At 58.9% G+C, this 20,926-nt stretch carries 20 protein-coding genes and 1 tRNA gene; 9 read left to right on the top strand and 12 right to left on the bottom strand.

The features are described from left to right. Window positions 1–195 precede the first annotated feature (195 nt). Window positions 196–1,260, bottom strand: a complete 1,065-nt coding sequence (locus HNQ99_RS12305) for a phosphotransferase family protein (protein ID WP_184475954.1) — start codon at window positions 1,258–1,260, stop codon at window positions 196–198. Next, window positions 1,257–2,543: an acyl-CoA dehydrogenase family protein gene (locus HNQ99_RS12300; RefSeq protein WP_184475953.1), complete on the bottom strand. Its 1,287-nt coding sequence runs from the start codon at window positions 2,541–2,543 to the stop codon at window positions 1,257–1,259. The genes HNQ99_RS12305 and HNQ99_RS12300 overlap by 4 nt, the downstream gene beginning before the upstream one ends. A 410-nt stretch (window positions 2,544–2,953) precedes the next feature. Here HNQ99_RS12300 and HNQ99_RS12295 point away from each other — a divergent pair, with 410 nt between their 5' ends. From HNQ99_RS12295 to HNQ99_RS12280, 4 genes are all read left to right on the top strand, one after another. Continuing rightward, a complete protein-coding gene (locus HNQ99_RS12295; protein WP_221232678.1) occupies window positions 2,954–4,186 on the top strand; it encodes a CaiB/BaiF CoA transferase family protein in 1,233 nt (410 codons plus the stop codon). Window positions 4,187–4,260: 74 nt separating this feature from the next. Continuing rightward, a complete protein-coding gene (locus HNQ99_RS12290) occupies window positions 4,261–4,785 on the top strand; it encodes a nuclear transport factor 2 family protein (protein ID WP_184475952.1) in 525 nt (174 codons plus the stop codon). Window positions 4,786–4,865: 80 nt separating this feature from the next. Then, entirely contained in the window at window positions 4,866–6,353 is a 1,488-nt protein-coding gene (locus HNQ99_RS12285) for an aldehyde dehydrogenase (protein ID WP_184475951.1), read from the top strand. 435 nt (window positions 6,354–6,788) lie between these two features. Then, entirely contained in the window at window positions 6,789–8,771 is a 1,983-nt protein-coding gene (locus HNQ99_RS12280; protein ID WP_184475950.1) for an acyltransferase family protein, read from the top strand. A gap of 14 nt (window positions 8,772–8,785) precedes the next feature. Here HNQ99_RS12280 and HNQ99_RS12275 read toward each other — a convergent pair whose 3' ends face one another. Continuing rightward, the gene (locus HNQ99_RS12275; protein ID WP_184475949.1) at window positions 8,786–9,544 is read right to left on the bottom strand and encodes a competence/damage-inducible protein A; all 759 of its coding nucleotides are present in this window, start codon (window positions 9,542–9,544) and stop codon (window positions 8,786–8,788) included. Between the two features lie 79 nt (window positions 9,545–9,623). Here HNQ99_RS12275 and map point away from each other — a divergent pair, with 79 nt between their 5' ends. Next, window positions 9,624–10,448 (top strand): type I methionyl aminopeptidase, encoded by an 825-nt coding sequence (map, locus tag HNQ99_RS12270; RefSeq protein WP_184475948.1) that lies wholly within the window; start codon window positions 9,624–9,626, stop codon window positions 10,446–10,448. A gap of 35 nt (window positions 10,449–10,483) precedes the next feature. Here the strand turns inward: map and HNQ99_RS12265 are convergent, their stop codons facing one another. Both HNQ99_RS12265 and HNQ99_RS12260 read right to left on the bottom strand, forming a co-directional pair. Continuing rightward, on the bottom strand, window positions 10,484–10,690 hold the full coding sequence (locus tag HNQ99_RS12265; protein WP_184475947.1) for a hypothetical protein: 207 nt from the start codon (window positions 10,688–10,690) through the stop codon (window positions 10,484–10,486). A 142-nt stretch (window positions 10,691–10,832) separates the two neighbouring features. Then, window positions 10,833–10,922 (bottom strand) — tRNA-Ser (locus HNQ99_RS12260). 141 nt (window positions 10,923–11,063) lie between these two features. On the opposite strand from HNQ99_RS12260, the gene hspQ reads away from it, so the two are divergent. Continuing rightward, window positions 11,064–11,438, top strand: coding sequence for a heat shock protein HspQ (gene hspQ / locus HNQ99_RS12255; RefSeq protein ID WP_184475946.1), 375 nt, complete (start codon window positions 11,064–11,066; stop codon window positions 11,436–11,438). A 12-nt stretch (window positions 11,439–11,450) separates the two neighbouring features. Here hspQ and HNQ99_RS12250 read toward each other — a convergent pair whose 3' ends face one another. Next, the gene (locus HNQ99_RS12250) at window positions 11,451–12,296 is read right to left on the bottom strand and encodes an ABC transporter permease (protein ID WP_184475945.1); all 846 of its coding nucleotides are present in this window, start codon (window positions 12,294–12,296) and stop codon (window positions 11,451–11,453) included. A 109-nt stretch (window positions 12,297–12,405) separates the two neighbouring features. Between HNQ99_RS12250 and HNQ99_RS12245 the strand changes: the two genes are divergently transcribed. Next, window positions 12,406–13,071, top strand: a complete 666-nt coding sequence (locus HNQ99_RS12245) for a GcrA family cell cycle regulator (RefSeq protein WP_184475944.1) — start codon at window positions 12,406–12,408, stop codon at window positions 13,069–13,071. A gap of 51 nt (window positions 13,072–13,122) precedes the next feature. Here the strand turns inward: HNQ99_RS12245 and HNQ99_RS12240 are convergent, their stop codons facing one another. After that, window positions 13,123–13,968 (bottom strand): outer membrane protein, encoded by an 846-nt coding sequence (locus HNQ99_RS12240; protein ID WP_184475943.1) that lies wholly within the window; start codon window positions 13,966–13,968, stop codon window positions 13,123–13,125. 148 nt (window positions 13,969–14,116) lie between these two features. Here HNQ99_RS12240 and parE point away from each other — a divergent pair, with 148 nt between their 5' ends. Both parE and HNQ99_RS12230 read left to right on the top strand, forming a co-directional pair. Next, on the top strand, window positions 14,117–16,093 hold the full coding sequence (gene parE / locus HNQ99_RS12235; RefSeq protein WP_184475942.1) for a DNA topoisomerase IV subunit B: 1,977 nt from the start codon (window positions 14,117–14,119) through the stop codon (window positions 16,091–16,093). Between the two features lie 78 nt (window positions 16,094–16,171). Then, window positions 16,172–16,543: a c-type cytochrome gene (locus tag HNQ99_RS12230; RefSeq protein ID WP_184475941.1), complete on the top strand. Its 372-nt coding sequence runs from the start codon at window positions 16,172–16,174 to the stop codon at window positions 16,541–16,543. Window positions 16,544–16,603: 60 nt separating this feature from the next. Here the strand turns inward: HNQ99_RS12230 and HNQ99_RS12225 are convergent, their stop codons facing one another. The 5 genes from HNQ99_RS12225 to recO all read right to left on the bottom strand — a co-directional run bounded on the left by HNQ99_RS12225 (window position 16,604) and on the right by recO (window position 20,898). Next, window positions 16,604–17,398, bottom strand: coding sequence for a LysR family transcriptional regulator (locus HNQ99_RS12225; protein ID WP_184475940.1), 795 nt, complete (start codon window positions 17,396–17,398; stop codon window positions 16,604–16,606). Next, window positions 17,395–17,793 (bottom strand): Co2+/Mg2+ efflux protein ApaG, encoded by a 399-nt coding sequence (gene apaG, locus HNQ99_RS12220; protein ID WP_184475939.1) that lies wholly within the window; start codon window positions 17,791–17,793, stop codon window positions 17,395–17,397. The genes HNQ99_RS12225 and apaG overlap by 4 nt, the downstream gene beginning before the upstream one ends. Before the next feature lie 14 nt (window positions 17,794–17,807). Beyond that, a complete protein-coding gene (locus tag HNQ99_RS12215) occupies window positions 17,808–19,016 on the bottom strand; it encodes a trans-sulfuration enzyme family protein (RefSeq protein WP_184475938.1) in 1,209 nt (402 codons plus the stop codon). 19 nt (window positions 19,017–19,035) lie between these two features. Continuing rightward, window positions 19,036–20,082 carry a 3-isopropylmalate dehydrogenase gene (gene leuB, locus HNQ99_RS12210; protein ID WP_184475937.1) on the bottom strand — a complete coding sequence of 349 codons (1,047 nt, stop codon included), beginning with the start codon at window positions 20,080–20,082 and terminating at the stop codon, window positions 19,036–19,038. A gap of 84 nt (window positions 20,083–20,166) precedes the next feature. Continuing rightward, window positions 20,167–20,898 (bottom strand): DNA repair protein RecO, encoded by a 732-nt coding sequence (recO, locus tag HNQ99_RS12205; protein ID WP_184475936.1) that lies wholly within the window; start codon window positions 20,896–20,898, stop codon window positions 20,167–20,169. Between the last annotated feature and the right edge of the window lie 28 nt (window positions 20,899–20,926).

Raw genomic sequence — 20,926 nt, 5'->3', positions numbered from 1 at the left:
CATCCATCCTCTCAAGCGGTCGCGCGGCAGGCCCAGGAAGCCAGCGCGCGCGTCATTGTTCAGCGTGCAGACTGCACATGCCCCGGTTCACAATCAACTCGGTCGATTGCGGGCGCGGATTCCATTGCATATGCAACCCCCGCATGCCGCACTGGAACCCGCTTTGAGAGCGGCATGCCTAGCCCGCGCCGGCCCTCAAGCCCCAGTAGAACCGCCGAGGATTTCAAGGCTGCGCTCCACCATCACAGGTACGGAACGAACGAGGTCGGCCCACATGGGATCATGCTTCTTACCGCGGCGATGCAGCATTTCATTGAACAGTGCGATCACGGCGAACCGGTAGCCAGCCATCGCGCGATGCCAGATAATCGACCTGCTATCGACGACATGTCCGGCGGCGCGCTGGTATGTGTCGATAATCTCACCCGGTGAAAGCACCCAGCGCTCCGCACGGTGGCGATGTTCCGGCAACACGGCATCGGGGTCGGCATAGAAGGCCAACATGCCCAGGTCGAGCAGCGTCGACCCGAGGAACGCGATCTCCCAATCCAGCACGGCGCGAACATCATCGGGACCGAAGATCATGTTGCCGAAATGCATGTCGCCATGGACGCAGCCGGAATGGAACTCATTCGGGATGGTCGAGATAAGCCGATCGCGTAGCAGCTCGACACGGCCGGCCCAAGCCAAGTCTATTGTGGGCCGGTCGAAAAGGCGGAACAGGCGGCTGAACTCGGCGGTCGGGGTCTGCACCGCCCCCCACACGGCCTCCAGGCCGGCCAAAGGAACTTTATGGAGCTGCGCCATCACCTCGACGCCCCGGCGCGCCAGTACGACGTGGGCGGGCGTCTGATCCACGGCACGCGCAGGAATGGCGTTGCCCGTCACGAAGCCGGCGATGAAATAGGGACGCCCCAGCAGCGAGTCATGGCCGCCGAACGAGAGGATCGGCGGGACCGGAACGCCGGTGCCAGCGAGCGATTGCATGATGCGCGCCTGACGGATGACATCGGACGGCCCGGTGGACGGCGCATCGGCCGCAATCGTGCGGACGATCAGCTTTTGCTTTGCTGCTCCGTCGTCGGCAATGAAGCTGAAACCGACCCCGGCGTGGCCCGGGAGCGGCTCAACCTGGTCGACGGTGACCGTGCCGCGCGCCTCGCTACTCAGCACGGCAGCGAGCAGTTCGTCCATCGGCCGATCACAAGACGCCGCCCCGGAAGCGCCGGCTGTTGGGACCTCAGGAGTCGGCGTCGTCACTTTGCCTCGGCGCCTTCCAGGGCTTCCGCGAACTTGGCCTGCGCGGCGGCCTGCCTTTCAAACAGCATATAGTCTGGGAACGGCCCCCTCGCCGGTTGCGCCTCTCTGAGCAACTCGCGCGCGACCGTAACCTTGTGCACCTCGGTCGGACCATCGGCCAAGCCCATGTGATAGGAGGTCATGATCATGCTGGTGAAGGGCATCTGATCGGTCAGGCCAAGCGAACCATGGATCTGGAGCGCTCGCGATGCGATGTCGTGCAGCACCTGCGGCATCAGGAATTTCACGGCCGCAACGTTCTTGCGCAGATCCTTCCAGCTATGTCCGTTGTCCGCCAGCCATGCCGTTTCCAGCACGAGCAGGCGGAACTGCCGAAGCTGGGCCCACGACTCCGCAATTTGCGCCTGCACCAGTTGCTTGTTGCCAAGCAACTCGCCTTTAGTGCTGCGCGAAACGGCGCGTTCGCACATCTTGTCCAGCGCGCTTTGCGCCAGGGCGATAGTGCGCATGGCGTGATGCATGCGCCCTCCACCCAGGCGCTGTTGGGCCACGATGAAGCCATCGCCGCGCTTGCCCAGCAGATTTTCGGCGGGTACGCGCACATTGGTCCACCGCATGTGGGCGTGGGTCGGGATATGGCCGTAAAAGCCATAGTTGCGGATCACTTCGATCCCCGGCAAATCCGCCGGAACGATGAACATGGAAGTTCGCCGATGGGGGCGTTCGTCGGGATCGGTCACGGCCATGATCAGAAAGAAGCTGGCTACAGAAGCGCTGCTGGCGAACCATTTTTCGCCGTTGATCACCCATTCATCACCATCGCGGACCGCAGTCGCCTCTATCATCGTTGGGTCCGCGCCACCCTGCGGCTCGGTCACTGCGAAACAGGACACGATTTCGTTCGCGAGCAGCGGTTCCAGATAACGCTTCTTCTGCTCGGGCGTGCCATATTCGGCCAGCACGTCGGCATTGCCACTATCGGGCGCCTGCGCGCCAAAGACGATGGGGCCAAAGCGCGAGCGGCCCACCAATTCGTTGATCAACGCCAGCTTGAGCTGGCCAAAGCCCTTCCCGCCCATCTCCGGCCCCAGATGGCACGCCCACAGACCCCGCTCCTGCACGCGCTTTTGCAGCGGACGTACGATTTTGACGAAACGCGGATCGTGAATATCATGCTGGGCGCCAAGGACGAGATCCAGCGGTTCGACTTCCTCGCGAACAAACTGATCGATCCAGTCGAGTTCCTTTTGGAACTCAGGGTCGGTTGAGAAATTCCAGGTCACTAATATTCTCCGGAAAGTTGAGGGAAAAGCTCCGCGAAGAGCCATAGGTATTTTTCATCGCTCATGCGGCCGACCGCTGCTATCGATGGTCACTGCTGGCGCGCTGATCTAATGCGCCCTCCTGGCCATCTCTACGTGGCGACGTGCGGGAAGTAAGCCAAGAGAATTTGCACAATTCGCATCGCCTATCACAACTGCAATAGCTGGCTGACCATTTTTAAAAAAACCATCTATCCGAAGCATCCTCTGGCATTGCAATCGTAATGAAATCGCGTCCGCCCGCATTCTCCATTGCCTCTCAGACAAATCCGCCAAAAATGCAGGTAGCTGCGTGCCTACTTCGAACCGCCGAGAAACTGAGGTTCTAGAGGCGTGAAATCACGCAACTGTTTTGGATGGGATAACTGGAATTGACGGACAACGCAGCCGCTTTCGGCGCTTTATCGGGCATTAAGATCATCGACCTGACGCAAATGCTGGCCGGCCCCTTCGGCACCATGCTGCTTGCGGATCATGGCGCCACGGTGATCAAGGTCGAGCCGCCGGTAGGCGATCTGACGCGGCCCGGCGGTCCGTTTCGCGATGATGACACGCAACGCGTGCTCGGCGGCTATTTCCAGAGCGTCGATCGCAATAAATACAGCATCTGCCTCGATCTCAAAACCGAGCGCGGACGTGAAGCCTTCAAGCAGCTGGTGCGAGATTCGGACGCAGTGGTAGAAAATTTCCGCGCCGGAGTGATGGAGCGGCTGGGACTGGGTTATGAAGTGCTTAGAGAAATCAACCCACGGCTCGTCTATGGCGCGCTGCGCGGGTTTGGCGACGCACGAACCGGCGCATCACCATATCTGGACTGGCCAGCCTTCGACGTCGTGGCTCAGGCCATGGGCGGCATTATGGCGATCACCGGACCCGACCAGGCAACACCCACCAAGGTCGGTCCTGGAGTTGGTGATATCATCCCCGGCATGATGCTGGGCTTCGGAGTGCTTGCGGCGGTCTATCATGCAAAAAGCACCGGGGTGGGCCAGTTTGTCGACGTGGCCATGACCGATGCGGTGCTCGCCGTGTGTGAACGTACAATCTGGCAGAACTCGGTACAGGGACTGGTTCCGGGGCCTGAAGGCAATCACCATCCCTTCCTTTGTCCCTTCGGAATGTTTCCCGCAAAGGATGGATTCGTAACCATCGCTGCGCAGCAGGATGTGTTCTTCCCGATACTCTGCCGGCAACTGGATGCTCCGGAGCTGAGTACGGACTCCCGCTTTTCCGATCGCGAGGTCAGGAAGGCAAATAGACTGGTCTTGATTGAACTCGTCAGCGCCCGCACTCGCAAGTTCACGAAAGCCGAACTGATGAAACGGTTGGGCGGCAAAATACCTTTCGGACCTGTGATGGACATCACGGACGTGCTTAACGACGAACATTTCAAGGTCCGTGAAATGCTGGTTGATGTCGAAAACCCTGGCACCGCGCCAGTGACGATCGCGGGCGTGCCCATAAAAATGACCCATACTCCTGGGCAGGTAGCCCGGCGCGCGCCGATACTTGGCGAACATACACGCCAGTTGCTGCTGGATGCAGGGGTGAGCGAGTCCGAGGTGGAGTTGATCATGCTGGAAAGTGTGCCGGTCAAATTTTGACTTTTTCACATGCCTCCCTGCCAGCTTATCCCGGTTTAATGGCGGATTCCCCCGATCGATTTAGGAGAAGAGCGATGACGACGGACATGACCGATAATGCACAGGAACTCCATGACCTTGTTCAGAAGAACAAGATTCACGAAAACCTCATGAAATACTGCCGAGGGCAGGATCGCAAGGATCTCGAACTGATGAAGTCAAGCTATTGGCCTGATGCGATCGACAATCACGGGAGCTTCGTCGGCAACGCTCATGAGTTCTGCGAAATGGCCTATGAAGGCCAGAAGAAGTCAGGCCATTCCGCGCTTCACCACTGCTCCAATGTTCTGATTGAATTGTCCGGAGACCAGGCGAAGTGCGAATCCGCTTTCCTGTATGTGATGAGCCATCCGGGCAAAAAGACGCAGTTCCTGGGCGGGCGCTACAGGGACCTTTGTGAAAAGCGTGATGGGGAATGGAAGGTTTTGCGCCGCATGTGCATATTCGATTGGGCCAACGAGTTGGATGGCGCACAGGACTTTCAGACCATTTTCAAATTCCCGCAAGATACGGTGGTCGGTAGAACCTACCCGAACGATCCCATATACGCGGAGTGGTGACGAGCTATGGTCTCCGGCTCGCGCCGTCAGCCGGATTCCAGACACTGTCCAGTTTCTTAGTCCTGTAAACGGAGATATTCATGGCAAGTCCGAACGGTGACGGGATCATCCGCAATCCGGATCAGCTTTTCATAGGCGGCCAGTGGACAAGGCCCTCCACCACTGCGATGCTGGACGTGATCGCGCCTGCCACGGAAACCGTCTTCCTGAGCGTCGCCGAGGCAATGGAGGCCGATGTTGATCGCGCGGTGGCTGCCGCGCGGGATGCCTTCGACAATGGTCCCTGGCCCCGGCTCACCCATGCTGAGCGCGCTGGCTACCTGCGCGCCCTCAGCGCCAAGCTGAGTGAGCGGGCGGACGATATCGCCCAGGCTTGGCCCAGTGAAATGGGCGTTACTTTGCCGGTGGCGCAGGGCACTGCCGCCTTTCTCCCGTCAATCTATGAATTTTACGCAAATCTCGCTGACACGTTTCCGTTCTACGAGCGGCATGCCGCCCAGGATGGCGGCGTGGGCCTCCTGGTTCGCGAACCCGTTGGCGTGGTGGGCATGATCATCCCGTGGAACGCAGCGCCGTTCCTGCTCTCCTACAAGCTTGCGCCTGCATTGCTGGCAGGCTGCACGGTGGTCATCAAGCCCTCTCCGGAGGCCCCCGTCGCAGCCTATGTTCTTGCCGAGATCGCCGAGGCGATAGGACTGCCTCCGGGGGTGGTCAACGTCGTGACCGCCGATCGGCATGCATCGGAAGCTTTGGTCCGCAACCCTGGCGTCGACAAGATCAGCTTCACTGGGTCGAGCGTCGTCGGCCGGCGTATCGCTTCGATATGCGGCGAGCGTCTCGCCCGTTACACTTTGGAATTGGGAGGCAAATCCCCGGCCCTGCTGCTCGACGACTATGACGTCGAGACCGCAGCGGAAAGAATCTCTCAATCGACGCGAGTAATGACCGGGCAGGTCTGCGCGGCGCTTACCCGCGTTATCGTCGAGGAAAGCCGACACGATGACTTCGTCGAGGCGCTGAGCGCGTCCTTTCAGAAAATTCGAGTAGGCGATCCCTATGATCCGCAGACTGACATGGGTCCGTTGGCGATGGCCCGCCAGCGCGACCGCGTCGAAGACTATATCGCCAAGGGCAAGGAGGAGGGAGCGCAACTTGCTACAGGCGGTGGTCGCCCGCCCCACCTCAACCGCGGCTTCTATATAGAGCCGACCGTGTTCGGCCGGGTCGATAACCGCTCCACCATCGCACGGGAAGAGATTTTCGGCCCCGTTATCTGTGTCATACCAGCACGCGGCGAGGAGGAGATGATCAGGATCGCGAACGACAGCGTCTTCGGCCTCAACGCTTCGGTCTTCACCAACGACAGCGCACGGGCTTATGCAATTAGCCGAAAACTGCTCTCCGGCGGCGTGGGGCATAATGGCTTCCGCGCAGATCCCTCTATCGGCTTTGGTGGATTCAAGCAGTCGGGAATTGGCCGCGAGGGCGGCGTCGATGGATTGCTGCCTTACCTTGAAAGCAAGACGGTGCTGCTCGACGACGACCCTGGGCCATTGGATAAGATGTAATTCCCCATTTGGGCTGCAGGCCGTATATCTATCCAGCATTAGAGAGCGCCTCTACGAGGGGGCGATAGGCTCTGACATGCCCTCCGGCAGGATGAAATAGGAGAGAGCAGGCCCAGCGCCGACGCTGGCCAGCCAGCGGATACGGCGGTGCCTTGCTTGAATAGGCATCATACTCTCCTGATCATTTTGCTCTTTGGGTGTGTCGACGCAGCCGGTTCTTCGCTGCGGTGCTCAGAAAAGGGCAATTGCCCGGATCGGCATGCAGAAGCTCGTTTCGAATTAGCGCTAAGAATTTGCTCCCGCCACCCCACCGTAAAGTTCCGGATCAATAGCCTTAATAGTGAGGTGAAGGGACTTTGCCGTTTGGCGGCGCGGGTTTAGAAATGGCCCGTTCCCTCCCTTTCATTGGGAAACAATATCTTACCGGCAGGGACGATGGCGCCGAAATATCGTTCAGACATTGACGGGTTGCGCGCGATAGCCGTTGGCGGAGTCGTCATCTATCACGCCTTTCCAACGCTGCTGCCCGGCGGATTTGTAGGCGTGGACGTGTTCTTCGTGATCTCGGGCTTCCTGATCACGTCGATCATTGCTTCGGACGCGCTGGCGGGAAAATTCTCCATCGCAGGATTTTATGAGCGCCGGTTCAGGCGGATTTTGCCCGCCCTGCTGTTCATGCTTGTCCTGACGACCGCAGCCACTCTCCTGATCCTGCCGCCGACCGAGCTTGAACAATATGGTCAAAGCCTGATCGCGGTCGCCCTGTTCGGCTCGAATATATTGTTCTGGCGGGAGGGCGGCTATTTCGACCAGCCTGCCCATGACAAGCCTCTGCTCCATACCTGGTCGCTGGCGGTCGAGGAGCAGTTCTATATTGTCTGGCCGCTCATCATCGCCGTCCTGGTGGTTCTGGGACGGGAGCGCACTTTGCGTGCATTTGTGTGGGTGGCGGTCATCGGTTCGCTGCTGGCGGCCGAAGCCGTTGTCCGTTTCGCGCCGACGCAGGCCTTCTTCCTTCTCCCTTATCGGGCCTGGGAATTGGGCTTTGGTGCGCTTCTTGCCGTGAGCGCGGTGCCGTCGCTGCGGTCGGTGCGGCAACGGGAGATTGCGGCATGGGTCGGCCTGGCACTTATAGTTGCGCCGATGCTGTTCTATTCGCCGAACACGCCCTTCCCCGGCTTGAGCGCCGTACCGCCGTGCCTTGGCACCATGATATTGATCCATTCCGGCCGTGAAGGCCTCACCCGGGTGGGCAGGATGCTGTCTTGGCGGCCGATATTGTTCACCGGCCTCATCTCCTATGGCTTTTACCTGTGGCACTGGCCCGCGCTGGTCTTGACGCAGATCGCGCTAAATCGCCCCCTGCATCCGCTTGAAGCCGTGCTGGCGGTCAGCGCGGCTTTCGCATTGGCATCCTTTTCGCTGCGTTTTGTCGAACGACCGTTCCGCCAGTCGGGACAGGTGCGGATCAGCCGCCGCGCCGTGCTTGCGGCCAGCGGCATAACCATGGGATTATTCGCGAGCGCCGGTGCCGCCGCCTACGCCACAAAGGGCTTTGCCGACCTCGCATCCCCGAAGGTAAAGGTCGCGCAAGCGGCTATGGCAAGCATCAATCCCTTCCGGGGCCGCTGCCACAATAATCTGGGCACGGCGGATTTGGGGCCAGTCGAAAAATGCTCCGGCGGCATTGTGGGCCGCAAAGGCTATAATGTGCTCCTATGGGGAGATTCTCATGGCGATCACCTCATGCCAGGTTTGGATCATCAAGGACGCAAGCAGGGTTTCGTCGTCCGTCAAGCCACGGTGTCAGGGTGCAGCCCGCTAATCCTCACCTATAAAAACATTCCCGCGCTTGATCGTCCATGCGCCGAATTTCACCGCGCCGCACTGGCAGAGGCGACGCGTCAGCCCGATCTGGGCGCTATCGTACTAAGCATAAGATGGTCCACCGCCATCCAGGAATTATCGGATAAAACGGCTACCGACTTGGCCCAGCAGGAAGCAACCGGCGCGGTCGGCCTGACCGGAGCTTTGGATAAGCTGATCGCCACCATCAGACAGAGCGTTCCGGCGGGCACCCGCATCATATTGGTGGGTTCGACACCCGAATTCGGCATATGGCCAGCCACCTGTTTCGCTCGCGCTTATAAGCTGGACGGAGATCCCAATCTATGCGCGACACAAATCGCGCGTGACACCGCCTGGGGCACGACCGCCGACAAGACGCTTACGCAGGTTGCGAGGAATAACGGCGTTGCATTGATGCTGCCGAGGGCTTCTTTCTGTGAGGGCGCTCTGTGCCGGACCATTGCCGATGGCAAGATCCTGTTCCGGGACGATGATCATTTGACCAACGAAGGCTCCGAGTTCACGACCAGCGCCATGAGGCCACTGCTATCCGGATTGGCCTTTCGTTAGCAAAGACTTGGTTCTCAAATCTCTCCCATCGCTACTTCCAGGCCCTTGGCCTTCAGCCGCCCGGTCAGATCGGTGATGCAGGCATTGAGGACGGAGGGATCGGTCGAACGCACCACGAAATTGGCCCCTACCCTTCCTTCCCGGAAGAAAGGATAGCTGCCGATCTGGCATCCTTCGTGCGCCCTTTCGGTTTCAGCCAGGATGTCGGCTATTTCGCTTTCCGGGACCCAACATCCCACTGTTTCAGACAATAGAGGCCGCCCCCCGTCCAATTCGCCGGTCAATGCGTCCAGCATCTCCGCCATAATATGCGGCACACCGGCCATCATGAAGATGTTGCCGACCCGAATGCCGGGCGCTCCGGACTGGCGATTTTCGATGAGGTCGGCCCCTTCCGGCACGCGGGCCATGCGCAGCCGCTGCTCATTCATGCCGCCACGGCTGGCATAATAATGTTCCAGCGCCGCCTTGGCGCGGGGATGAACCACGACCTGAAGGCCCAGCGCCGCCGCCATGGCATCGACCGTAATATCGTCGTGGGTGGGGCCAATACCGCCGGTTGTGAAGAGATAATTATGGCGCACCCGCAGCGCGTTCACAGCCTCGACAATCGCGTCCTGCTCGTCGGGGACAACACGCACTTCCTTCAACCGGATACCCTGCACGTTCAGCCAAAGCGCGATCTGCGCGATATTCCTGTCCTGAGTTCGACCGGAAAGGATTTCATCGCCGATGATGATCAACGCAGCAGTCCAAATGCGGGGCTCGGTCATGCACAACCTCTTAACGCGGTCGGCTCAAGAGGCAAAGTGCCCTCTCGCAAAATTGCAACAGGATGCCTATAACAACCGGATGACTGAATATATAACCGTCACGCAAGACCGCCCCGCCGCCCGGTCCGGCGCCATCAAGCTTCACGATGCCTCTGGCTTTGAAGGCATGCGCAAGGCCGGAAGGTTGGCCGCTGAAGCACTTGACGCATTAATACCCCATGTCGTTCCGGGCGTCACCACAGAAGAACTGGACGACATAGTTCGGGACCATATGCTGCGGGGGGGCGGTGTACCGGCGACGCTCGGCTACCGGGGCTATACGCATAGCTGTTGCATTTCGATCAACAATGTCATCTGCCATGGCATTCCAGGACCCAAGCCGTTGAAAGACGGCGATATCGCGAACATCGACGTGACGGTGATCGTCGATGGTTGGCACGGCGACACCAGCCGGATGTTCATCGTCGGCGACGCACCGATCAAGGCGCGGCGGTTGGTCGACGTCACCTATGAATGCATGATGCTAGGCATTGAGCAGGCCAAACCTGGCAATACCATGGGTGACATCGGATACGCCATCCAGCAGTTTGCCGAAAAACACCGCTACGGCGTCGTTCGCGACTTTTGCGGCCACGGCCTGGGCCGTGTCTTTCACGATTCCCCCGAGGTCGTCCACGTCGGCCGGCCCGGTGTGGGACCGGAACTGAAGCCCGGCATGTTCTTCACCATCGAACCCATGATCAACATTGGCAAGCCAGGCGTAAAGATGCTGGAAGACGGATGGACGGCCGTAACCCGCGACCGCTCATTGTCAGCGCAATTCGAGCACAGCATCGGCATTACCGAAACCGGCTGCGAGATTTTCACGAAGAGCCCGGCCGGGTTGGATCGGCCACCTTATTGAGGCGAAAGTCCCATCGCGCGACAAAACAGCTTCCCTCAGCGGCCCGCGAGTGCCGGTGCCTGGCGCTCCGTCAAGTCAATCGCGACACCGTCGTTGGAGGCGCGCAATGTCCCTATTCGGTCCTCAACCCCCTGTAGCCATGCCGCGAACTCGGCCTTGGCCTGCGTCTGCGTCAGTGTCGCGGGCCACGTCGGTATCTCTTCACGCTTGCCATAGATTTCCCGGATGTCCGTCGGGATCACTTTGCGGGCCGTCCAGAGCCCTGAGGGAGCGCGAGAGCTTCGCCATTCTAACCGCCATTTGTACCAACCTTTTGTACCTGGGCGGCAGAAATATCTCGAGGAAATCAGCAGCTAATTGAAAACACTCAGCTTTCTGAGTGCGTGGCGGAGAGGGAGGGATTCGAACCCTCGATACGGTTGCCCGTATGCCGCATTTCGAGTGCGGTGCATTCGACCACTCTGCCACCTCTCCGCGAGGACCTTTTCCAGAACCATGGAATATAATGCCGATGGACCGGGACGAGCGCCTGTCGAGGGGCGGCCATTAGCGGATGATTTCACCCTTGCCAAGCGCCCTCCTTGTATCAATGCACAATCTTTCTAAATTGGGACGATGGACTCGAACGTTACGCCCCCGAATAGCCCCAAACTTCACGCCCCGATTGTCGCTCATGCACGCTTCTGCATCGGAGATGTTGTCAGACATCGGCTTTTCAATTTTCGCGGCGTGGTCTTTGACATAGACCCGATCTTCGCCAACAGCGAAGAGTGGTATAACGCAATTCCCGAGGAGATCCGGCCCGACCGCGATCAGCCCTTTTACCATCTGCTCGCGGAAAATGGCGAAAGCAGCTACATCGCTTATGTCAGCCAGCAGAACCTGCAAGTCGACAATAGCGAGGAGCCGGTCGATCATCCCGCTATAGACGGCCTGTTCAGTGCCTATGTTGATGGCCGCTACAAGTTGCGCAGCCGGCATCGCCACTGAGCAAGGACAAGTTCAAGCCTTAAGCTTCCAACCTTTTTTCAGCAGGACATAGCAGGCGAGGCCCGCAAATATGTTCAGCAGGCACAGCACCACTCCCCCGGCCAATATGTTCGAATCCGCGGCCGACAGGAAGCCATAGCGAAAGCCCGAAATGATATAGAAAAAGGGATTGGCGTGGCTGATCGCCTGAAACATCGGTGTGAGGCGGTCGACGGAGTAAAAAGTCCCTGAAAGCAGCGACAGCGGCGCGATCACGAAATTGGTAACCGCGGCTGCATGATCGAATTTTTCGGCCCAGATCGAGGTCATCATGCCAAGAAATGCAAGGAAGGCTGAACCCAGGATACCAAAGCAGGCAATGGCCCAGCCATGTACTGGCACCACATGAACGCCTGGCCAGAATAGCATTGCTATCCACACGGCCAGCCCAACCAAAAGCCCGCGAGTGACGGAAGCTGCGATAAGAGCGGCCAGCAACTCGCCGACGGAAATAGGGGGCGTCAGGTAATCCACCAACGTACCCTGGATCTTTCCGACCAGCAGCGTGAAGCTGCTATTTGCAAAGCTGTTCTGCATCATCCCCATTATGATCAGGCCGGGGGCGAGAAAATCGGCGAACGGCACGCCCAGCACTTCATATCCGCCCCGACGACCGAGCGCGACGGTGAAGATGATCAGGAACAGCAGTGTTGTAATCGCGGGCGCCCAGACCGTTTGCAGCTGGACCTTGAAGAAACGCCGAACCTCCTTAATATAAAGAGCTCGCGTTCCTGCCCAATTAACATTGCGGATCAGGGGAACTCCCGGTTCTGCGCGAACTGCCATGACGTCGCTGCCGATTTTATGCTGTTCGTTCATGGTGAGATCGCCTATCGGGTAGCGGCATGGCCCGCAAGGGCGTTTTTTTGGCTGCGGCCCCGGCATTTGTGGGGAGGCTGCGTGACGGATGAATGTCGAAGGAGTTTGAATGGCCTGGACTGATGAACGCATCGATCAACTGAAATCGATGTGGGAAAAGGGCATGACAGCAAGCCAGATCGCCGACGAACTCGGTGGGGTCAGCCGCAATGCCGTGATCGGAAAGGCGCACCGCCTGGGCTTGCAGTCGCGACCGTCCCCGGTGAAAGCTGGCGACGCGCCTCGCAAGGCTGCTCCGCCCAAGCGGCCAGTGCCGAAAAAAGCTGAGACACAGGTTGAAGCAGCGCCCGTAGAGAGTTCCAGACCTGCACCCGCCCCCCCAGCGCCGCGCACGGCGGCGGTCGCCCAACCTGCGGCTCCCGCCGATGTTGCCCCGCAGCCGCGTATCGTATCTGTCGGTCCGGGCGGGTTTCTGCGTCAGGGACCAGGCGACCAGCAGGCGCCCATTCCCCCTGCCCCGCCCCGCCGGCTGGTTCCGGCGAAGCCCAGTTCAGAGATCGCCGGAAAGACCAGCCTGCTGGATCTGACCGAGAGGATTTGCAAATGGCCCATGGGCCACCCTGGTGAGCCGGATTTCCACTTCTGTGGAGAAAAGGTCAACCCGGGCTTCCCCTATTGTGTTGAACATTGCGGCCGTGCCTATCAGGCACAGCTGCCGCGCGGGACACGCCGGCCTCCGCCGCCGCTGCCGTTTGGCGGTCCCAGGGTACGCTGAATAAGGAAAAGGCCGCCGAAATTCCGGCGGCCTTTTCGGAGGCCGACTAGCTTAGAAGCGGTAGCTCGCCGAAATCTTCGCAGCATGATAGTTGAAGTCGTCGTTGCTACGGCTGATCAATGTTTGTCCATTGGTCGTCGCTGGATTGGTGAAAGGACCGGTCGCTGGGGCAGTACCCTGCGCCACGGTCACCTCATAATCATCCGGATTGAGCGATGTATATTTATAGAGCAAGCCAACGGAGAAATTGTCGCTGATCTTTTGTTCGACGCCGGCACCGGCTGTCCAACCCCAGGCATCCCCATCGCCATTGTCCGAAAAGGCGTTCGCGGCGTTGGATGTGGCAAAGCGATTGTTGATCTTACCGTAAGCGCCGCCGCCCGTCAGATAAAACAGCGTGTTGCCCGCGGTATAGCCGAGTCGGGCTCGTAAGGCTGCATTTTCCTTCAGACGCCGGGAGAGCGTATAATCCCCGGGCTCGCTGGTGAAGCCCGTCACACTGTCGGTAACATCGGCCACACCGCCTTCCGCGACCACGCCAGCCACGATATTGCCGAACTGCATGTCATAACCAACATGTCCTGCCCAGTCCGTGCCGGTACGATCTTTGATACAGCCATCAGCAGCCGATCCGCTACGCGAACGGCCTCCACAATAGCTGGTGAAAGTATCGGTGCCGCCAGTAGTGACCGCATCGTCAGAATTTCCATCTCCATCTGTGTCGAAGGTGAGTTGCTCGTTTTTCTTATTGTCGACTCTGCCAAGTCCGATGGAGCCACCGACATAAGGTCCTGTCCAATTGCGTTCTCCTGCGCCGGCGCCGTCTTGTGCCAGAACGGGCGTGCTGAGAGCGAGCGCGACCATAGCGCCAAGAGGCGCTTTTATGATGTATTTCATGAGGTTGGATCCCTTTTCGTTGATAGGCAAGTTTCTAACGGCTCTTTTCCGCGCTGGTTGCATGAACCCTAGGTGAACTCCACGCCCCACGGCCTTTGGCGCACGATCCGCCTTGCCAGGCTTGGCCAGCAGGCCCTATAGCTGACCCATGTCAGACGACCTCTTCGGATCCGTTCCCACCACATCGACCGATTATGACGCTTCCCATATTGAGGTATTGGAGGGTCTGGAGCCTGTTCGCCGCCGCCCAGGCATGTATATCGGCGGGACAGACGAGCGGGCGCTGCACCATTTGGCATCCGAAGTGCTGGATAACAGCATGGATGAGGCGGTGGCAGGTCATGCCAGTCGGATCGAAGTGAGCCTGGAGCCGGGGAATCGACTGACCATTACGGACAATGGGCGCGGTATTCCTGTCGATCCGCACCCGAAATTCCCCGGGAAGTCGGCGCTGGAAGTCATCCTTACCACCTTGCATTCTGGCGGTAAATTTTCCGACAAGGCCTATGCTACCTCTGGCGGACTTCACGGCGTAGGCGTCAGCGTCGTGAACGCGCTGTCCAGCGACACGGTTGTCGAGGTTGCACGGAATAAGGAACTATTCCGCCAGCGCTTTTCAAAGGGTCATCCGCAGGGCAGGTTGGAAAAGGCGGGCGCAGCGCCCAACCGGCGAGGAACGTCCGTCGCCTTCACTCCAGATACCGAGATTTTTGGCGAGCTAAAGTTCAAACCCGCCCGTCTACACCGCCTCGCCCGATCGAAAGCTTATCTTTTCGCGGGCGTTGAAATCCGATGGAAATGCGTTCCGGAACTGGTCACTGACGATACGCCGGCTGAAGCGGTATTCCAGTTCCCAGGCGGTCTGTCCGATCACCTGAGAGAACAGATCGGCGCCCGTGAATGCGCCACCGCCCAGTTTTTTGATGGCCGACAGGATCTGCCCGACGGCGCCGGGCGCGTGGAATGGGCGGTGGCCTGGCCGCTCTGGTCGGACGGCAGCTATAGTTGGTACTGCAACACCATCCCCACGCCTGACGGCGGGACGCATGAAGCAGGCCTTCGCGCAGCTCTTACCAAGGGCATCCGCGCATTTGGCGAGCTGGCGGGACAAAAGCGGGCGGCTCAAATCCAGGCCGAAGACATCATGTCGGCATGCGAGATAATGCTGTCTCTCTTCATCCGCGATCCCCAGTTCCAGAGCCAGACCAAGGATCGACTGACATCACCAGAAGCCGCCCGCCTGGTGGAAAATGCCGTGCGAGATCATTTTGATCATTTCCTGTCCGATAATATGGAGCGTGGTAAGGCGTTGCTCGCTTTCGTTCTGGACCGAATGGACGAGCGGCTGAAACGGAAGGCGGAACGGGAGGTCAAACGTAAAAATGCGACGAGCGCCCGCAAGCTTCGCCTGCCGGGTAAGCTAACCGATTGTTCCTCGGACGATCCGGACGGCACAGAAATTTTCATAGTCGAGGGCGACAGCGCCGGCGGCTCGGCCAAACAGGCACGGGACCGCAAGACGCAAGCGATATTGCCGATCCGAGGCAAAATCTTGAACGTCGCTTCCGCCAATAGCGCCAAGATTTTCGCTAACCAGGAAATTGCAGATCTTGTGCAGGCTCTAGGCTGTGGCATCCGCAAGGACTGTAACCCGGACAATCTTCGCTACGACCGCATTGTCATCATGACGGACGCCGACGTCGATGGGGCGCATATTGCCACGTTATTGATGACCTTCTTCTTTCAGGAAATGCCGGAAATTGTCCGCCGGGGCCATCTCTACCTGGCGCAGCCGCCGCTCTACCGGCTCGTGTCGGGAGCCAAAAGCATATACGCCCGCGACGACGCCCATCGTGCCCAATTGGAGGCCAGCGAATTCAAGGGCAAAAAGGTCGAAATCAATCGATTCAAGGGGCTGGGAGAGATGAATCCGCAGCAGCTTCGCGAAACAACGATGGATCCCAAAACCCGCAGCATGATCCGCATCACCCTACCTCAGGAATATGAGGAACGTGCCGGAGTGCGTGATCTGGTCGATCGTCTCATGGGAAAAAATCCCGAACATCGTTTCGCATTCATTCAGGAGAATGCCGCCAATGTGGATGACGAAGTGATCGACGCCTGATGGAGATTGGAGGTTTGCGTCCTCATGTTTAATCAGCTATTCCATGGCTAATCATAACTATTGTTACAAAGAGGTCATATGACGCGTTTCTTCCTTCCGAGCGCCCTATCCTTCGTCCTGGCGGGCGTGATCGCGACGCCGGCCCATGCGGCACCGTCCAAGCCGTCAGCCTTTACGCAATGCGCCGTCTGCCACAAGGTCGACGACAGCGGCAAGCACGGCATCGGTCCCAATTTGTCGGGTGTTTATGGTGAGAAGGCTGGAACCAAGGCTGGCTTCAACTTCTCTCCGGCGATGAAGAGCTGGGGTAAAAAGCTTGATGATGCTGCGCTGAACGCCTTCCTCGAAAATCCACGCAAGAGCGTCCCGGGCACTAAAATGGCCTTTGCCGGATTGAAGGATCCCGCGAAGCGCAAGGCGATCATCGACTGGCTGAAGGTTCAGAAATAAGGATGCTGTAGGCGTTGAACTCTGCAATTCCCGGCGTACTCGCGCCGCAATCCAGCTTCGTCAGTACGCCGCCAGCGCTTCCACGAGCACCTTAACCTTCTTCTGCCGCCATTGAGGCAAAGGCGCGATGAGCCAATAAGCCCGCGAAGAGGGCTGCGCCTCACCAACCTGCCGAACTCGACCATCCTTCAGGTCTTTTTCCGCCAGCAGCAAGGGCACGCTGGCATGGCCAAAACCATTCGCAGCCGCCTCAATAGCAAGTCCCGCATCGGCCACCCGCATGATTGCAGTGCCATCCCCTGCGGGACATCCAGGCCAGTCTATCTTGTAATCAGGCCCTCCACCGGCCGCTTCCACGGTGACGAACAGCCCGTCCCCAAGACGAACTCCTTCATGCTCACCGGGACTCTCAGTCAGATATATCGCCAAGTCCAGATTGGCCTCGGTAAAATCCAGCGGCTCGTCCGCCGCCACCATGGAGAAACGCAATTCACCGTCACTTGCGGCATATGTTGCCAGGCGAGCATTCAGCCATTTCGCCGTAAAATCACGCGGAGCCGCGATGGTCAAAGATTTGGAGGTCTGGCCCGCTTGCATGGCCCGCACCGCTTCCTCAAATTGAAGGAAGCCCTGCCGAAGCGCCTCTAGTCCGCCCTCGGTTTCCGGCGTCATTTCCAATCCCTTGGGAGTGCGACGGAAGAGCACAACCCCCAGCATGTCCTCTAGAGCCCGGATTTGTTGACCAACCGCTGCTGGAGTTACCGCAAGTTCATCGGCAGCGCGAGTGAAGCTTAAATGGCGCGCGGCGGCGTCCAGCACCCGCAAGCCATTTAGCGGCAAATGGGTGCGCTTCATTCGGCCACCGCTGATGCGATCAACGCAAATCGAGGAATTGCCACCTCAAAGATCTGCCCATTGGCTACAAGCATTTGATAGCTGCCCTGCATTGCTCCCGTCGGCGTGGAAAGCGGACAACCCGAGACATAATCATAGGCGGCGGCCGGCTGAATCACTGGTTGCTCGCCGACGACGCCCTCGCCTTCGACACAATGCTGGACACCCCGCCCATCAGTGATAATCCATCGGCGGGTGAGAAGCTGAACCGGCTCTTCACCCTTATTTTCAATCCGGATATGATAGGCCCAAAACCACCGCCCCCTTTCCGGTTCCGATTGCTCCGGCAAAAAGCTCACGGAGACCCTGACTACAATGTCGCCCGTAGTCTGACTGAAGGGAAAAAGGCTCAACACCAGCTAAGATTCGCCTATCTTCCGATGGCCGTCAATGCCTGATCCAAATCCTCGATCAGGTCCTGAGGATCTTCAAGTCCCACGTTGATACGCAACATGTCTTCGGTAATGCCGATCTCAAGCCGCGCGGCTTCCGCCATTCCATAATGGGTCGTGGAGGCGGGATGGGTCATGAGCGAACGGCTATCGCCAATATTATTGCTGATGTCGATAAGCTGTAGCCCATTCAACAGGCCATGCGCTTCCTTCCGCCCGCCCCCGACGTAAAGCGAGAAGATCGGACCGCAGGCGCTCATCTGGCTCATCGCAAGATCATGCTGAGGATGACTACGCAATCCCGGGTGCAGAATCTTTGCAACGCGCCCCTCAAGAAATCTACCGACCAACAACGCGTTCTCGCTTTGTTTGCGAATACGGAGGTCCAGCGTCTCCAGGCCTTTCAGCACGACCCAGGCGTTAAAAGCGCTAAGGGTCGGGCCGGTGTTGCGCGTGAACGGAAGGAGGGTGTTGATGATGAAATCTTGCGTACCGCAAATGGCGCCGGCAAGTACCCTTCCCTGCCCATCCATCATCTTTGTGGCGCTATATGCAACGACGTCCGCCCCGAAATCGAGCGGGCGCTGCATCACCGGGGTAGCAAAGGCGTTGTCGACCACCGACACAATCCCCTGCTCCTTCGCAAGGCCACATACCGCTTTTAAATCGACCACGTCCATCGTGGGATTGGCCGGGGTTTCAAAGAAAAACACCTTCGTAGTGGGCCGAATGGCTGCCCGCCAGGCATCGATATCGCGGCCGTCAACCACGGTAGTCTCGATGCCGAATTTGGGCAGGAGGGTATCGGTCAGCCAACGGCAAGAGCCAAAAAGGGCTCGCCCTGCAACGACATGATCCCCCGCCTGCAGCTGGCACAGTAGAGCCGCGGTCATCGCCGCCATACCGCTGGCCGTACAGCGCGCAGCTTCAGCGCCCTCCATCAGCGCAATCCGCTGTTCCAGCATTTCAACGGTCGGATTTTGCAGTCGGCTGTATGTCATTCCGGACTGTTCGCCCGCAAAGCGCGCCGCCGCATCCTCGGCACAGTCATAGGCATAGCCGGAGGTCAGGAAAAGCGCCTCGGACGTTTCGCCATATTCCGACCGCGCGGTCCCGCCACGGATCGCCTGTGTAGCCGGCCGCCATTTGGCAGTGATACTCCGGTCCTGACCAGATTTTCTTTTCATGTCTCAGCCTTATACGAGATTATCGCAGCGCTGCCAGAACAGCGTCTCCCATGCCCTTTGTGCTCATCGAGCCACCAAGATCGGCACTCCGCGCACCATTTGCCAATGCCTTGGCTACTGCCGCGTCGATCCGGTCGGCCGCCTCGGCAAGCCCCAGGGAATAGCGAAGCATCATTGCGGCGGAAAGGATAGTCGCCAGCGGATTGGCCATACCCTTGCCCGCAATGTCCGGCGCACTGCCATGGATCGGTTCATAAAGTCCTTTCCCATTAACATCGAGGGAGGCCGAGGCGAGCAGACCGATGGAACCGACACACATGCTTGCCTGATCGGACAATATATCCCCGAACAGGTTGCCGGTGACGATCACGTCGAATTGTCCTGGATTGCGGACCAACTGCATCGCGGCATTATCCACATACATATGCTTCAGTTCGACGTCCGGATATTCCGTCGCGACCTCTATCACCACGTCGCGCCACAATTGCGAGGTTTCGAGGACATTCGCCTTGTCCACTGAACAAAGCTTTCGCCGCCGCGCGCGAGCAGTGCGAAAGGCGCTATGCGCGATACGCCGCACCTCAGCCTCATTATAGGACATCAGATCATAGCCTTCGCGCAGGCCGTCGGCGGTTTTGCGCATCCCTTTTTCGCCGAAATAGACATCGCCGTTCAATTCGCGGACGATCATCAGGTCAATGGCGCTGGCGATCTCCGGACGCAGGGTGGAGGCATCAGCCAGTTCCGGAAACAGCTTGGCGGGGCGCAGGTTGGAGAAAAGCCCAAGTTCCTTTCGCAATCCCAGGATAGCTTGCTCGGGACGCAGCGACCGTTCCAAATTGTCGCAGTCCGGATCGCCTACCGCGCCAAAAAGAATGGCGTCGGCACGCTTCGCAAGCTCCAGCGTCTGGGGTGGAAGCGGATGACCCTGGGCCTTATAGGCAGAGCCGCCCACCGGCGCTTCCTCATAGGTCAGGCCCCACGAACCCATCGCATCCAGCACTCTGCGCGCCTCGGCGACGACTTCCGGTCCGATCCCGTCTCCAGGCAGCAACGCTATAAGCATTCCGTCAACTCCACATTCGTTCGGACTGCCCCTCAACTTCGGGGCTGGGGTCAGGTGAACAGGCCAATGCCGCAGCGAGCGACATCACGCAACCGCTCTTTTTAGCCTTTCCACCAGCCTGTCCCGCGATGCCAGCACTTCATGGCGCCGTTCGGTCATAACCCAACGTTCAAGGAAATGGCCCGTCAGACACAGTCCGTCAAATATATCAGGCCAGTCGGCCATGCCTCCTCCAGTAAGAAAGGGGGGCAGCCGAAGCAGTTGCCGCTCATAGCCTTTTGCAGCATCGGCGTTCACAGCAGCACCAGTCTTTGCGCTGACATAAAGAGGCACACCCTCTCCCGTGATGGCGCAGCGAGTGAGATTCAGCCCAAAGCCCAGCTCAACAAGAATGAGCAATTCGTAACGCACCAAAGCCACCGCCCAACCGCGCGCGGCGGGAGCGGCCTCAATCGCATCCAGCACCGCCCCCAGCGCCTGGTACAGCGAAGGATAAGGCTGCTCCTCGGGCAAGGCGGCGGAAGTGAGCGCGCAGCTCCATTCGATGGCGGCTGCAGGCAGTGGTTCGGCAAGCAAAGGGCCTCGACTATGTTCCAACTCGATGGTCAGGCTTGCAAGCTGTTCGCCGGTCCTGGCGCGAAATTCCGCCTGCACCAGATTGGCGGGCATCAGCACGGGGCGCAGCCGAGTCGACCGGCCGCCACGGACATAGCCCGCGACCAACCCATGTTCGTGCGTCAACAGCCGCGCAATTATTCCATGTTCGCCATGGTGGCGAATGGCGCAGACAATTGCGGCCGTCCTTATATGAGTCACCGACGTATCCAGGGTTGTAGGACAACGG

Origin of the sequence: Rhizorhapis suberifaciens (genome assembly GCF_014200045.1) — a bacterium.
Classification (GTDB): domain Bacteria; phylum Pseudomonadota; class Alphaproteobacteria; order Sphingomonadales; family Sphingomonadaceae; genus Rhizorhapis; species Rhizorhapis suberifaciens.
The sequence above is the reverse complement of the archived record's forward strand: the minus strand, read 5'-3'. Positions and strand labels throughout refer to the sequence as shown.

What these genes read in the sequence shown, in the direction of transcription:
- HNQ99_RS12290 (WP_184475952.1), top strand. Translation starts at nt 4,261, where the DNA reads ATGACGACGGACATGACCGATAATGCACAGGAACTCCATGACCTTGTT.
- HNQ99_RS12285 (WP_184475951.1), top strand. Translation starts at nt 4,866, where the DNA reads ATGGCAAGTCCGAACGGTGACGGGATCATCCGCAATCCGGATCAGCTT.
- HNQ99_RS12280 (WP_184475950.1), top strand. Translation starts at nt 6,789, where the DNA reads ATGGCGCCGAAATATCGTTCAGACATTGACGGGTTGCGCGCGATAGCC.
- HNQ99_RS12275 (WP_184475949.1), bottom strand. Translation starts at nt 9,544, where the DNA reads ATGACCGAGCCCCGCATTTGGACTGCTGCGTTGATCATCATCGGCGAT.
- map (WP_184475948.1), top strand. Translation starts at nt 9,624, where the DNA reads ATGACTGAATATATAACCGTCACGCAAGACCGCCCCGCCGCCCGGTCC.
- hspQ (WP_184475946.1), top strand. Translation starts at nt 11,064, where the DNA reads ATGGACTCGAACGTTACGCCCCCGAATAGCCCCAAACTTCACGCCCCG.
- HNQ99_RS12250 (WP_184475945.1), bottom strand. Translation starts at nt 12,296, where the DNA reads ATGAACGAACAGCATAAAATCGGCAGCGACGTCATGGCAGTTCGCGCA.
- HNQ99_RS12245 (WP_184475944.1), top strand. Translation starts at nt 12,406, where the DNA reads ATGGCCTGGACTGATGAACGCATCGATCAACTGAAATCGATGTGGGAA.
- HNQ99_RS12240 (WP_184475943.1), bottom strand. Translation starts at nt 13,968, where the DNA reads ATGAAATACATCATAAAAGCGCCTCTTGGCGCTATGGTCGCGCTCGCT.
- parE (WP_184475942.1), top strand. Translation starts at nt 14,117, where the DNA reads ATGTCAGACGACCTCTTCGGATCCGTTCCCACCACATCGACCGATTAT.
- HNQ99_RS12230 (WP_184475941.1), top strand. Translation starts at nt 16,172, where the DNA reads ATGACGCGTTTCTTCCTTCCGAGCGCCCTATCCTTCGTCCTGGCGGGC.
- HNQ99_RS12225 (WP_184475940.1), bottom strand. Translation starts at nt 17,398, where the DNA reads ATGAAGCGCACCCATTTGCCGCTAAATGGCTTGCGGGTGCTGGACGCC.
- HNQ99_RS12215 (WP_184475938.1), bottom strand. Translation starts at nt 19,016, where the DNA reads ATGAAAAGAAAATCTGGTCAGGACCGGAGTATCACTGCCAAATGGCGG.
- leuB (WP_184475937.1), bottom strand. Translation starts at nt 20,082, where the DNA reads ATGCTTATAGCGTTGCTGCCTGGAGACGGGATCGGACCGGAAGTCGTC.